General features: G+C 63.9%; 15 protein-coding genes. 9 read left to right on the forward strand and 6 right to left on the reverse strand.

Going from position 1 to position 12,849, the window contains the following annotated elements:
• Positions 1-288 precede the first annotated feature (288 nt).
• Positions 289-648, forward strand: coding sequence for a hypothetical protein (locus ACIBJI_RS15615; protein ID WP_396955380.1), 360 nt, complete (start codon positions 289-291; stop codon positions 646-648).
• Between the two features lie 289 nt (positions 649-937).
• Here the strand turns inward: ACIBJI_RS15615 and fadD11 are convergent, their stop codons facing one another.
• Genes fadD11 through ACIBJI_RS15635 form a run of 4 tightly spaced genes read right to left on the reverse strand, consistent with a single transcriptional unit; the run spans position 938 to position 4,955 of the window.
• Complete coding sequence (gene fadD11 / locus ACIBJI_RS15620) at positions 938-2,743, reverse strand: fatty acid--CoA ligase FadD11 (RefSeq protein WP_364343707.1); 1,806 nt, start codon at positions 2,741-2,743, stop codon at positions 938-940.
• Positions 2,744-2,756: 13 nt separating this feature from the next.
• The gene (locus ACIBJI_RS15625) at positions 2,757-2,969 is read right to left on the reverse strand and encodes a hypothetical protein (protein ID WP_364343704.1); all 213 of its coding nucleotides are present in this window, start codon (positions 2,967-2,969) and stop codon (positions 2,757-2,759) included.
• Positions 2,970-3,018: 49 nt separating this feature from the next.
• The gene (locus ACIBJI_RS15630) at positions 3,019-4,062 is read right to left on the reverse strand and encodes a PDR/VanB family oxidoreductase (protein ID WP_397084603.1); all 1,044 of its coding nucleotides are present in this window, start codon (positions 4,060-4,062) and stop codon (positions 3,019-3,021) included.
• The gene (locus tag ACIBJI_RS15635; protein WP_364343701.1) at positions 4,062-4,955 is read right to left on the reverse strand and encodes a metal-dependent hydrolase; all 894 of its coding nucleotides are present in this window, start codon (positions 4,953-4,955) and stop codon (positions 4,062-4,064) included. The genes ACIBJI_RS15630 and ACIBJI_RS15635 overlap by 1 nt, the downstream gene beginning before the upstream one ends.
• Positions 4,956-5,054: 99 nt before the next feature.
• Here ACIBJI_RS15635 and ACIBJI_RS15640 point away from each other — a divergent pair, with 99 nt between their 5' ends.
• Positions 5,055-5,675 carry a helix-turn-helix domain-containing protein gene (locus ACIBJI_RS15640; RefSeq protein WP_364343698.1) on the forward strand — a complete coding sequence of 207 codons (621 nt, stop codon included), beginning with the start codon at positions 5,055-5,057 and terminating at the stop codon, positions 5,673-5,675.
• Positions 5,676-6,299: 624 nt separating this feature from the next.
• Positions 6,300-6,632, forward strand: coding sequence for a hypothetical protein (locus ACIBJI_RS15645; protein WP_364343695.1), 333 nt, complete (start codon positions 6,300-6,302; stop codon positions 6,630-6,632).
• A gap of 127 nt (positions 6,633-6,759) precedes the next feature.
• Here the strand turns inward: ACIBJI_RS15645 and ACIBJI_RS15650 are convergent, their stop codons facing one another.
• Positions 6,760-7,335 (reverse strand): helix-turn-helix domain-containing protein, encoded by a 576-nt coding sequence (locus ACIBJI_RS15650; RefSeq protein ID WP_364343692.1) that lies wholly within the window; start codon positions 7,333-7,335, stop codon positions 6,760-6,762.
• Positions 7,336-7,582: 247 nt separating this feature from the next.
• Here ACIBJI_RS15650 and ACIBJI_RS15655 point away from each other — a divergent pair, with 247 nt between their 5' ends.
• Genes ACIBJI_RS15655 through ACIBJI_RS15670 form a run of 4 tightly spaced genes read left to right on the forward strand, consistent with a single transcriptional unit; the run spans position 7,583 to position 10,002 of the window.
• A complete protein-coding gene (locus ACIBJI_RS15655) occupies positions 7,583-8,326 on the forward strand; it encodes a hypothetical protein (RefSeq protein ID WP_364343689.1) in 744 nt (247 codons plus the stop codon).
• Positions 8,323-9,093, forward strand: a complete 771-nt coding sequence (locus tag ACIBJI_RS15660) for a hypothetical protein (protein ID WP_396955385.1) — start codon at positions 8,323-8,325, stop codon at positions 9,091-9,093. Before ACIBJI_RS15655 ends, ACIBJI_RS15660 begins: the two co-directional genes overlap by 4 nt.
• Positions 9,090-9,698: a cytochrome c oxidase subunit 3 gene (locus tag ACIBJI_RS15665; RefSeq protein ID WP_364343686.1), complete on the forward strand. Its 609-nt coding sequence runs from the start codon at positions 9,090-9,092 to the stop codon at positions 9,696-9,698. The genes ACIBJI_RS15660 and ACIBJI_RS15665 overlap by 4 nt, the downstream gene beginning before the upstream one ends.
• Positions 9,699-9,702: 4 nt before the next feature.
• Positions 9,703-10,002, forward strand: coding sequence for a cytochrome C oxidase subunit IV family protein (locus tag ACIBJI_RS15670; RefSeq protein ID WP_364343683.1), 300 nt, complete (start codon positions 9,703-9,705; stop codon positions 10,000-10,002).
• 105 nt (positions 10,003-10,107) lie between these two features.
• On the opposite strand, the gene ACIBJI_RS15675 is transcribed toward ACIBJI_RS15670, so the two are convergent.
• On the reverse strand, positions 10,108-10,722 hold the full coding sequence (locus ACIBJI_RS15675; RefSeq protein ID WP_397084606.1) for a TetR family transcriptional regulator: 615 nt from the start codon (positions 10,720-10,722) through the stop codon (positions 10,108-10,110).
• Between the two features lie 98 nt (positions 10,723-10,820).
• Between ACIBJI_RS15675 and ACIBJI_RS15680 the strand changes: the two genes are divergently transcribed.
• Positions 10,821-11,642 carry an SDR family NAD(P)-dependent oxidoreductase gene (locus ACIBJI_RS15680; RefSeq protein WP_364343677.1) on the forward strand — a complete coding sequence of 274 codons (822 nt, stop codon included), beginning with the start codon at positions 10,821-10,823 and terminating at the stop codon, positions 11,640-11,642.
• A gap of 197 nt (positions 11,643-11,839) precedes the next feature.
• Complete coding sequence (locus ACIBJI_RS15685; protein ID WP_397084608.1) at positions 11,840-12,625, forward strand: NADPH-dependent F420 reductase; 786 nt, start codon at positions 11,840-11,842, stop codon at positions 12,623-12,625.
• The last annotated feature ends 224 nt before the right edge of the window (positions 12,626-12,849 follow it).

Raw genomic sequence — 12,849 nt, forward strand, 5'->3', positions numbered from 1 at the left:
CGAAGAACGGGATAACCGTGTGTATCGCGGACAACGGAGATAATCGGATCCACGCTTGGACACTTATCTGGCCGGAACGAGCTGACAAGGCGATTACGCGGATCGAGATCTGCCGCGTCGAGGATCCGAATTGCGTGGATATAGCCGCAGGCCCAGTACAGGGCACGGAGCGGGGGGCCGAGATTTTTGCGGTACCGGTATCGGAGGCCGGCGAATTTTTCGCGGTCTACTACCACGGCGACGAAGGGCCGGTCACCAGTCCTTCACTCACCTGGAGGTGATATCGGCATGAGGAGATTGCTATTTATCGCCTTGTCCGGGTTGATCGGCGGCGGCGTGCTGGTTTGCGCGCCGACGGCGGGTGCCGCCCCCGTACCACAGCCGTGCGGTCGGTACTACTGCTCCTGCGACGACGTTTTCCGAACTCCGACCGAGCTCGATGCGTGGACAACCGCCAGCCCGGTGGTGATAGGCCCCTACGGTCGGCAACACATCTACTGCCATGTCGAGCCACTGGTGTTCGACGCCTGGCAGGTCGCGCCGGATGGGCAGGAGCATCAACTGTATTCCGTACAGTCGCTCAGCACCCTGAGCATGAGCAAGCTGTATGTATGGAACCCCAACGTCGTCCCCGGACGACACAACTGATATGTAGGCGTCTTCTGTCAAGTGGCAGGTGAAAGCGGTCCCGGTAGCGTCGGTTGCCGGGACCGCTTCAGATATGGCACGTCGGTGCCGAGATCGGCGGGCGCCCCGGCGGAGTGCCCAAGCCGCAAGCCATCTGACCACAGCGAGGACAGAAATCGCCGCCCGCGCCTGGGGCGTTCGCGCCCGAGCCACCGCTCGCGTCGACCTCACCGCCTACGAAACTGGTTCCCGCGCAAAATGATCGACGTCCGACCGCCTTAGTCGTCGCTCGGCGAGGGGAACCAGCGGGTCATCGGGAGACGGTCTCCTTCGTGGCTGGGGAGTACACACCAGCGGGCTGTGGGTCGGCGTAGAGCAGATCGATGTCGGTGGCATACATCTCGCTGATCGGCTTGCGCCGCAGTTTCATGGTGAGGGTGAGTTCGCCGCCGCCGGGTTCCCAGAAGGTCGGTAGCAGTCGGAAGCGTTTGATCTGCTCTACGCGAGATAGGACCTGATTTGCGGAATCGATGGCGGTGCGGACTCGTTCGATGATGTCGGGATGCTCGACGAGTGTGGTGACCGGTAATCCGTGCTCGGCGGCAAAACTCGCAGCGGTGTCCGGATCCAGCGTCACCAGAGCGGTGACATAGGGGCGGGCGTCGCCGACGGCGACGATGGTGCCGATCAGACCGGAGGCCGCGCGTACCGCGTTCTCGATATTGGCGGGCGACATATTCTTTCCCGACGCATTGATGATGAGTTCTTTCTTGCGGTCGACGACGCGTAAACAGCCGTTGTCGTCGCGGGTCATCACATCGCCGGTCGCGAGCCAGCCGTCGGCGTCGATGGCTTCGGCTGTCTTCCCCGGTTCGCCGCGGTAGCCCTTCATGACCAGCGGGCCGCGCACGAACAGCTCACCATCTTGCTCGAGCCGCATCTGCATTCCGGGCACCAGCCGACCGACTGTGCCGAGCTCGGTTGGTGCGTAAGGGGATACGGTTGCGATGCAGGTGAGTTCGGACATGCCCCAGATTTCGGAGATGGGTAGTCCGAGTGCGGCGAAGAAGGCGAGGGTGTCGGCTGGGATCGGTGCGGCGCCGGAGATGGTCCATTTCAGTTCGCCGAAGCCGAGTTTCGCGCGCAGTGCCGACAGTACGGCGGCATCGGCATTCTCGAATTCGGCGGCCAAGTCGGCTGGAACCGGCGCTCCAGCACGCAGTAGGTCCATGCGCTTGCGTGCGGTGTCGAGAGCCCAGCGCAGGGCAGCGGCGCGCACCGCATCGGGCTCGTTGGCGACGCCGAGTTCTATTGCGGCCTTCAGCTTTTCCCACACCCGCGGGACCGCACCCCAGATGGTCGGGCGGCAGTCCGGCAGCGCCGCCGCGATGAGCGCGGGTTCGGCCACCACCGTCACCTGGGTGCCGAACACTATCTGCAGGTAGAGCGCGGTCAACCGGTCGGCGATATGGGCCGAGGGCATGAACGAGGTGATTCGGTCGCCGAATTCGATCGGCAGCACCTGGGCCAGCGCATAGGCCTCGAACAGCAGGTTGGCGTGCGTGGTTTCGACGCCCTTGGGATTGCCGGTGGTGCCGGAAGTGTAGATGAGGGTGGCGACATCGTCGGGCTTCGTATTTTTCCAGGACTTCTCGAAATCGAAGTCGCTGGTGCCGAGCGTCTGCAGCTGCTGCAGGGTCAGCGTGCCCTCAATTGTGTCGCTGTCCAGTACGACGATGTGTGCTGGGGCCGCGCCGGAGCTTCGGATGCGGTCGAGGTATTGCGCCTCGCACACCACCACCGAAGCGCCCGCATTGTTCAGCACATGGGCGATCCCCTCGGGCGGCAGGGTGTTGTAGACGGAGAAGGACGTGGCTCCCGCGTGCAGTGCGCCGACATCGATCGGGTAGAACTCCACCCGGTTGCCCATCATCAGGGCCACGGTGTCGCCACGCCCGATGCCGAGCGCGGCGAAGCCGGCGGCGATGCGGCGCACCTGGGCTGCGTATTCGCCCCAAGTGAGCTCCTGGGTGCCGCCCACGGTGCGCACCGCGACCGCGTCCGGATCGATGGCAGCGGTGTGTTGGAAGGCGGCGCAGAGGGTATCAAAGCTCATGACGGTACTTCTTTCAGATTGCCTGTGCGGCAGGGGATTCGACGGCGGCAATGACAAACCGGCCGGATTCGCGGTATGCCGTCCGGGATTCGGGCACCAGCGCCGCGAGGGTGTGGAAGGCGTGCATTCGGCGGGGCCACAAGCGCAGGTCGCAGTGTGCCCCTGCGGCGCTGAGGCGGTCGGCGAGTGCGATCGTCGTCGGCGAAGGGTTCGTCCCTGCTGGCATGAATCAGGCTGGGCGGCAATGGTGTTCCCGCACGCAGACGCGGTGTCGTTCAGAGGTCGAGCACGAGTTCGTCGCCAGCCGCACGTGACACGCACGCCAACATATGGTCGGCTTGTTCGGATTCGGTCAGCAGGCGGTCGCGGTGATCGACGATTCCGGCGATGACGCCGACCTTGCACGTACCGCAGAAGCCCTGTTGGCAGGAGTAGGCGATATCCGGGAGCCGACGACGCAGCGCGGTCAGCGTGGTCTCGTCCGCGGCGACTCGAACGGTGCCGCCGGTACGTGCGAGGGAGATATCGAATGCGTGGCCGTCGGTGACGGGTAGCGCCGAGAACCGCTCTGTGTGCAGCGAACCGGTCGGATTCAGCTCGAACATGCAGCGTTGCGCGGCCGCCAGCATGGGCGGCGGTCCGCAGACGTACACTGCCGCGCCGGGTTCGGCACGACCAATGAGTTCGGCGATATCGGTGACACCGAATTCGTCGTCGGGACGGATATCCGCGCCGGGCAGCTCATGCAGGAAAGGCATGGTGTCGCGCGAGCGGCCGACGTACACGAGGCGACCACGTGAGCCCGCCGCTCGCACCATCGGCAGGATCGGTGTGATGCCGATGCCGCCGGCCAGGAACAGATACGAGGGGGCGTCTATATATGTGAATGCATTGCGGGGCCCGCGGATTCGCAGCCGATCATCGACCCGTAGCGTCTCGTGCACCTCCCGCGAGCCCCCGCCGCCGTCCGGAATGAGACGCACTGCGATCCGGTAGCGGAAGCGGTCCGACGGATCCCCGCACAGTGAATACTGCCGCTGTCGGCCAGAGGGCAGAAATACATCCACATGAGAACCCGGCCGCCACGTCGGCAACGGGCCGCCACCCGCCGCGCGCAGTGTCAGACTCACCACATCATCGGTCTGGTGTTCGACACTCTCGATGCGTACATCGAGCTCGAATCCCGTGCGCCGCACCGGCTTCGGCCGCGACAGCAGTGGTGCGGCGCCACCTTTCACGAAGACGCTCTTGTATACGTCCATGATCCCGCCGAGCACCCGCAGACTCACCGGTGTGGCATCGGTATGCTCGCCGCCCATCAGTGACCCGCCGTCCGTGCGGCGGGCGAGTACCCGAGATACCGCAGCGCTTTGTCCATCGGACCCAGCTGCGAGGGATGGAAGCCCGGCCGCAGATAGCGTGGGATCTCGGTGAGGAAGACCGTCCAACTGGGGATTACGCCGCGGCGGGTGGCACTTGCGAACTGCCGCAACCAGAATCGGCCTTTGTCGGCATCCGGGTCCTTCCGGTACATGTACGCCGTCGACACGATGAACAGCGGCAGCAGCGTCAGGCTCGCCACGATCGCGGTCCGTGCCTTGCGTGCGTAGCTGCCGTCGACATACATGTACGCGTCGTAGACCACGCTGCGATGTTCGACTTCCTCCGCACCGTGCCAGCGCACCAGATCCAGCATGGCCGGATGCATGCCCTTCTCCTCGAGAATGTCCGCATTGAGCAGCCATTCGCCGAGCACAGCGGTGTAGTGCTCCATGCCGGCGAACAGTCCGAGGCGTTCCTTGAGCCACTGATCCTCGGCCCGTCCGGTCAGGCCGTGATCGATGAGAACGCGGTCGACCAGCCACGCCACCTTGCGGACATAGGAGTCCACGTCCAGGCCGATGGACTGCAGATGCCTGCGCGCCGCCTCATGGCTGTTGGCGTGCATGGTCTCCTGCCCGACGAACCCGATCACCTCCTCCCGCAGGCGTTCGTCGTGGATATGCGGCAATGCCTCGGATAGCGCCTGTGCCATGGCCCGCTCACCCTCGGGCAGCACCAGGTGCATGACATTGACGATGTGGGTGGCCAGCACTTCGCCGGGGATGTAGTGCATCGGCACGGAATCGAACTCGAAATGGACATCGCGCGCATTGATCGCATGCGCGTCGTCGCCGTAGGTGCGCTTCGTCGCGCCAGCCGTGTCAGCCATACGGCGACCGTACAGTGCAACAAATTGCATTGCAATGTTGCGCGCAACATTTTTTCTGAAATTGTTGCACAACGAGCACTTTCTGCTAGCGTCGAACCGGTGAAGACGGCGTCGAAAGCAGCCCTGAGCCGCGATGATGCGGACGATCTCGAGACGCGGATACTCGATGCCGCCCTCGTGCAGTTCTCGAAGGTCGGCGTCAAGAAGTCGACGATCGAGGACGTCGCCCGGCAGGCCGGGGTCGATCGTGTCACCGTCTACCGGCGGGTGGGCTCACGCGATGATCTCGTGCAGGCTGTGATCAGCCGCGAGGTCGCGACCCTGCTGGCGGAACTCGCCGCGATGCCCGAACGTCACAACGGCATCGACGACCTCGTCGCCGACGTATTCGTCACGGTCGTGACACGCTGGCGCACTCATCCCATGGTCGAACGAATGCTGGCGATCGAACCCGAGCGAGTGATCATGAAACTCACGGTCGACGGCGCCACCACCTTCACCATGTGCGTTGCCGCAACCGCCGCCACACTTGAACGCGCGGTACAGCGCGGACTACTCGCCGACTCCGACGACCTGATGATCCGCGCCGAAATCGTCTGCCGCATAGTCCATTCGCTCATCCTCGCCCCGCACGGGACAGCCCCGCTGAACTCCGACGACGAGCTCGCCGCATTCGCGCACAGGTACCTGGTGCCGGTTGTGACCGGTGTCCGCGGTTAGTGCACTCGTTCGAGTCGACTTTCCGACTTCCGTTGCGGCAAACTCCGGTCTGATTGTGCGTGCAGCCATGCGATACGGCTGCGGATCATCGCTCCGTAATCGTCGTGGGCAAGGCATCCGCACACGGATGGGTGTCGCGATGGTTAGCTGCGGCCGTGTCTGCGGGCTGTGTGGGTGGTTACCTGGACGCTGATGGTGGTGTTCACCGGGCTGACGGCGCTGCCGCACCGCGTCTGGGATGCCTCGCCGGCGGACTTGGCGCTGTAGCGCCGTCGATGTTGGATATCGGTTCGGTAACTTCAGTGGGCCGCGCGTCCTCCGGGCCGGGCCCCGAATTCCACCCTCCGGACAGCTATTTTCCAAGTTCAGGACCATACCTGCGTGCAAGGTCACGATTCGGTCTCGCGCCAACGCGCCGGGGCGTGTGAGCAGCGGTGCTTTTTCGAAGTTCAATTACCGCCCCGCTAACGCCAGAGAATAGTTAGCCTTCATAAACGTCGGGGAGCGGCCATCGTGCCGCATGACAGGACGGATCGGTCGCCGATCACGGCGATCACCCGTCTCGCGCCATATTCCATATCGAATCGCTACCTTGGTCGATCGCAGTTCGGCCTGGAGAACGCTATGGCTAACTCAGCGTCCGTACCCAACCCCTTCGAGACCGGCGGTACCGGAATTCCCGCCGCCGCCCAGCCGAACTCGCGCTCCGCCGCAGATACGGGGCGGCCCGCCCGTGCTCTGCTCGATGAACAGCTCGCGCCACTGAGGATTCCGGCACTGGTGCTGGGTGCGTTGCTGATCTGCCTCGGTGTGGCGGCACTGCTGCCATTACGGGGATGGCTGCACGACTACGGCGGCGAGCTCGTCATAGCCGCCTACCTGCAATACATGGCGATGGCGACAACCCTCGAGGTATGGGGTCTACGTATGACCAGGAAAGGCCCACGCCGCAGGTGATGATGAGGTAGCCGCTGCGTGCGGCTGTTCTTGGGGCAAGGGCCGACAGCAGCCCGTCGCCCGCTGGCCATCCGGGGTTACTCCCAAGGCGGTGGAGCCGCGCCGCGGCTGCGGAGCCGCAGCCCGGCTATGCGTCCGAGCTCAACACGCGAGTGGTGGGGGCCGCCGTGAGCAGGGTGCTGATCTCGGCGGCGAGGGTTTCGGTGAGCGCGGGGTCATCGAAGCCTGCGGCCGCCCAGCAGCGGATACCGTCGGCCACCAGCGTCTGCGCGATGCGGGCCGTGCGCACGACATCGACCTCGGCGGGGATGCGGCCGTCGCGGTGGGCTTGCCGGAAGGGTTCGAGAAAAAGGTAGGCGATGTCGGCCTGGGTGGCGCCCTCGGCGAGGGCCTGTCGTTCGAGCCGGTAGGTTTCCAAGACCGCTTCGAAGACCAGCTCTGGAGGGTAGTGGCGGGCACGCTGTTCGAGGGTGCCGATGACCGCGGTGATCACGTCGACCAGTTCGTAAGGGCCCGAGAAGACGGCTTCGGCGGCCAGATGCGCGTCGCGCATGGTGAACACCTCCACTGCGAGGAGTACGTCCTCTCGCCGTGAAAAGTACACGTAAAACAGCGCTTTCGACACACCAGCGGCTTTGCAGATGTCGGTGACCGTGGTCTCGGCGAAACCCTTGGTGCGCCACAACGCCATGGCCGCCTGCATGATCGCTTCCCGGCTGGCATGGGATCGAGCCCGTAGCGGCGTCGCCCTTTTCTGACGATCGTCACCTCTTGGCCTGTGTGAATCTATCGCCATAGCAGGGATTTTAGCGCACCACAATTATTGACCATAGTCAGAAAACTTGCGATGCTGCTCCCCATGAGCCCCAGCGGCGCAATCATCGGCCAGCGCCGCCGCACGGTGGCCGGTCCGACCTCGACAACCCATTCATCCGACGGGAGTCAACGACATGCAGACACTCACCGAGGACGAGGAGCAATCGACTGCCACGAATCTGAGAGCCCACCAGGTGATCCTGTGGTCGACCCCGGTGGTCGCCCTGGTGCTGCTCGCGCTGTTCGTTGCGTTTCCCGGCTTTTTCCCACCGATGTCGCCGAACATGACAGCGACGGAGGTAGCGCAGTTCTACGCCGACAACACACCGCTGATCCGATTCAGCATGGTCGGTTTCAACCTGTGCGGGGTCATGATCGTGCCGTTCTTCGTGCTGATAATGGGTCAGATGCTGCGCATGAGGGGCCAGAGCCACATCTTCGCCTTCTCCTACCTCACCGCGATCGTCGCCGGAGTGACCTTGTTCGCTTTGTCGAACATCTTCTTCGCCGTCGCCGCTTTCCGCGCCGACCGGGGTGTGGAACTGGTTCAGGTACTCAACGACCTCGCCTGGATCGTCTTTATCGCGCCGATCGGCATGCTGGTCGCCCAGTTCGTATTGCTCGCTCTGGCAGTGTATTTCGATGAACAACCGCAACCCATCTTTCCGAAATGGGTCTCGCCCTACGCACTTCTGACGGCGCTGGCCATGGCCCCCTCGGCCGGTGCCGCGGTGTTCCGGGACGGGCCGCTGGCGTGGGACGGCTTCGTCTCGTTCTGGCTCCGCAACGGCGCCTTCGCGCTGTTCGTCGCGGTGATGTTCTTCCTCGTGCGATCCGCGCTCCGACGCCAGATCCAGCAGGAGGGGATCGCGTCGTGACCGCCGTGACCAACACCTCTGGTACAGCAAGAAGCGCCACCCCGAAAAGTGGAGCGGGGCTCGATGTCTGGATCATCTACTGGCTGTTCGCCGCCTTCTACACCGCCCTGTCGGTAGGGGTCGTATTCTTCGGCAGGGCAACACCACCACCGCGCCCGGACGTGACTGATCTGCAAGTGGCGCAGTGGTTCGACAAGCATCAGTGGGGAATCCAGGCCGGTTTCGCGGTGCTACTGGTCCTCGCGGGCGGAGCGGCAGTCTCCAACGGCATCATCGGCTACTTCATGAAACGCATGTCCTCGGGATCGCTGCTGGCCTACGCCTACATCGCTGGAATGGGAGTCGGCGCAATCCCCGGGTTCCACGTGCTGCTCATCTGCTGGCTCACCGCGACTTTCCGCCCCGACCGCGATCCCGGGATCCAACACCTGCTCTACGACCTGGGCATGTTGTCCTACAACGGATCCCTGGGCTGCTTCACCGCTGCCTACACTGTGCTGGCGATCGCGATCCTCTACGACCGTAACCACATCTTCCCCAAATGGTTCGCCTACATCTCCATCTGGCAGATCGTCACCGAAGTCCTTGCCACCCAGATGTGGGTCTTCCGCTCCGGGGCGTTCTCCTGGAACGGAATGATCACCTTCTACATCGCGGTAGTCGTCTTCGGACTGTGGGTCGTGTGCCTGCTACCAATCCTGCGCAACGCCACAAAAGCCGAGAGCACACATACCCCACCCCTCTACCCCGCCGAGGCCACGCGATGACCATCTCCGATCAAGGCATCTCCCCGGAGACCGAACCACTCTCGGCCGAAGCTGAACGGGCACGACACATGCCGGGCGATATCGACATGTGGGTGATGATCCTGGGCGACCTGTTCTTCTTCGGCTGCTACTTCGTCGTCTACATGGTCTTCCGCGCGAGATCGGCCCAAGAGTTCTCCACCGCCCAGCAACACCTCGACATCGGCATCGGTGTCACCAACACCGTCGTGCTGCTCACCAGCTCCATGTTCGTCGCCCTGGCCGTCATCTCGACCCGACAGGGAGCAATCCGGACAGCGCGACGACTTGTATTCGCCGCAGGCGCATGCGGACTGGTATTCATCGCCCTGAAAATCTATGAATGGCACCACGAGCTAACCAACGGCTACACCGTCGCCAACGAATTCTTCAGCTTCTACTACGCCCTCACCGGCATCCACCTCGCACACCTACTACTCGGCATGCTCATCCTCGGAATCGTCGTCCAAGAGCTACGCAACCCCCGCAGGCAACGGGTGAGCATCGTCGAACAAGGCGCCCTGTTCTGGCACATGATCGATCTGCTCTGGGTCGTCATCTTCGCCATCATCTACCTCATGAGGTAACCCAATGACGACCCGAACCGCCACCGACAAAACACGAATCCGAGACAACAAACGCATCATCTACGCATGGATCGCACTCACGGCGATCACCCTGCTCGCCTGGCAACTCGCCCCCGGCCACGCCGACAGCACCAGGCTCGATACCGGACTCATCATCGCCGTGGTTGTCCTCGGACTGATCAAATGCCGCCTGATCATCCGCTACTTCATGGAAATCCGACACGCCCCGACCTGGCTGAAAATCACCACCGACACTTGGCTAGCTGTTATCTGGACAACCATGCTCGCCATCTACCTTTACTGAATTGTGGCTGCCCGTCTCGGCGATTCCACGGAACAGCCCACAGCCACCCCTGGATGAATCGACAACGCGCCGCACGCGGTCGGTCAAGGGGGCCTCGCCGTTTGGCTATGCTGTCGGCTCGACCAGTACGCCCATGGCTTGGTCGAGGAGTTCGGACAACGGAGTGGTCCCGTCGGCTGCCCTCCAGGCGTCGGTTGCGGCGTCGAGGCAGGAAATCGCCGACGCCACAAGGGCCTGGGCGCGGAGGTTGTTCGCGGACTCCGGGTCACCGCCGAGCCGGCGGGAGATCTCCGGCACCAGGAGGCTCTGCCAGCCCTGCGTCTTCTCCCACTGACGGGTCATCAGGGCGCAGGCGTCGTCGAGCAACCGCATCAGGTTCAGAAATGGCTGAGGCTCGTCGGTATTCGACTCGGTGATCACGTCGAACGAGCGGCGCAATGCTTCCCAGGACCGCTCGTCGGCGGGCCGGGCGGCGAGCGCGGCGGCCATCTTATGGCCGAACTCACCCATCCTGCCGAGGACGAGCTCCTCCTTGGTGCCGAAGTACCGGAAGAAGGTGGTGCGCGACAAGCCCGCCTCGGCGGCGATCTGTTCGACCGTCGTGTTGTCGAAGCCCTGCTCGGAGAACAGCCGGAACGCGACCTCGCTGACCTCATCGCGCATCGCGGCTCGTGTCCGCTCCCGCAGCGTGGAGGCCATGGTCCTGGATGTCTCAGCCATGCCATGAGTGTAGTACACAGACCCTATGTGGTACTCCATCCCATATTGGTATATGGTCTCATAAGTTGTCTTCGTATCCCTTTTGAGGAGTGCTTCCCATGAGCAAGATTTGGTTCATCACTGGTTCCTCGCGCGGCCTGGGCCGCCGGTTCACCGAGGCCGCGCTATCGCGTGGCGACAAGGTCGCAGCGACCGCCCGCAACACCGACGCACTGGCCGACCTGGTCGCCGCCCATGGCGACGCGATACTGCCGCTGCCCCTCGACGTCACGGACAAAACCGCCGTGACGGAGTCCGTCCAGCATGCCCACGAGCACTTCGGACGCCTGGACGTCGTCGTCAACAACGCCGGCTACGGCCTGTTCGGCATGGTCGAAGAGCTGACCGAAGACGATGTCCGCGCCCAGTTCGAGACGAATATGTTCGGCACCCTGTGGGTCATCCAGGCGGCACTGCCCTACCTCCGCGCTCAGGGCAGCGGCCACATCATCAACGTGTCCAGCCTGCTCGGCCTCGCCGCTTTCCCCACAACGGGCGGCTACACCGCCACCAAGGCAGCCGTCGAGGGACTCTCGGACTCCTTGGCCCAGGAAGTAGCGGCCTTCGGCATCAAGGTCACTGTCGTCGAGCCCGGCCCCTTCGGCACCGAGTTCAACACGTCCTCCGCCTATTCCGCACCGCTGTCCGCCTACGACAGCTTCCGGGAGGCAGTCAACGCCAGCTTCGCCACCCTCCCGAATCCCGACCCGGCGGGCGTCGGCCCCGCGCTGCTGAAGGTCGTCGACGCCGACACCCCACCGTCCCGGATCTTCTTCGGCACCTTTCCCCTCCAGGTCGTCCCGCAGATCTACGCCGACCGGCTCGAGGGCTGGCAGGAGTGGGCCGAGGTATCCGCCGCGGCCGAGGCCAGCCCGGCCTGACCGGCCCCCGTCCGGCGCTTCCGGCACTGGGGGCCGTCCACCTCGAGCATTGCCCGCCAGGCTTGCAAGTCGACCGGCAGCAAGGACAAAAGGATCATGAAACTCTCAGGCGGTCGACGAGTTCGTCTGCCTTGGCGCACCTCACGCGTCGACGACTTGCCCCTGACACCTGACGTCACGTCTTAGCCATCTGCCCGGTGGCCTATCCGCCCACGGGCGTATGGCTCTGGGCGACCCGCAACAAGGAACAAGGAAGAGGAAATACGATGCCGACACTGGGAATCATCGGAAGCGGAAATATTGGGTCCGCGGTCGCGCGGCTGGCGGTCGCGGCGGACATCGATGTCGTGATCGCCAACTCGCGGGGGCCGCAGAGCCTGGCCGATCTCGTCGAGGAACTGGGTTCGCGAGCCACGGCAGGCACCGTGGAGCAGGCTGCCAGCGCCGGGGAGACAATCCTGCTCAGCATCCCGCTGACCGCGTACAGCTCTCTGCCTGCTGAACTACTGCGGGGCCGGACCGTGCTGGATACCGGCAACTACTATCCTCACCGCGACGGTCGGATCGGCGAACTCGACGCCGAAAAGATGACCACGGCTGAATTGGCCCAGCAGCTCTTGCCGGGCGCCCTGCTGGTCAAGGCATTCAACAACATCCTGGCCCACCATATCCCGCAGCTCGCCCGCCCAGCCGGGGCGCCGGACCGCAGCGCTCTACCCATCGCGGGCACGGACCAAGGGGCGAAGACTCGGGCGGCAGAGCTGATCGACCGGCTCGGATTCGATACCGTCGACGCCGGAACGCCAGGTGAGACTTGGCGTTTCGAGCCCGAGGCCGGTGCATACACCCGGATCTACCTTGCCGACCCCAGCGTGCCGGTCGAGCGCATGCTCGAAGCTCCGGCCGCGCCGCTGTCGGCCGACGAACTGCGCGCCGCGTTGCAGGCGAGCGAACGGGTGAAGGTAGCCGAGCGCACCTTCTGAAGTTCGCAACGAGCCGTCAGCCGGAGAACCCGACGATAGAGGCCATTCACCCGAAACGCGCGATGACCCTCATGCGGACCGGTAGCCGAACCCTCGCACTCGTAGGCTCACGGTGCAATGACGACCCCGCTACTCATGATGAGTTGCGTACGGGTTGTGTGTCTGGTCACGATGGGTACTATATCGAATACGCTGGTACCCAGTTAAGTTTCTTTCGGGCCGTC

It is taken from the genome of Nocardia sp. NPDC050408, from assembly GCF_044458905.1.
GTDB lineage: Bacteria > Actinomycetota > Actinomycetes > Mycobacteriales > Mycobacteriaceae > Nocardia.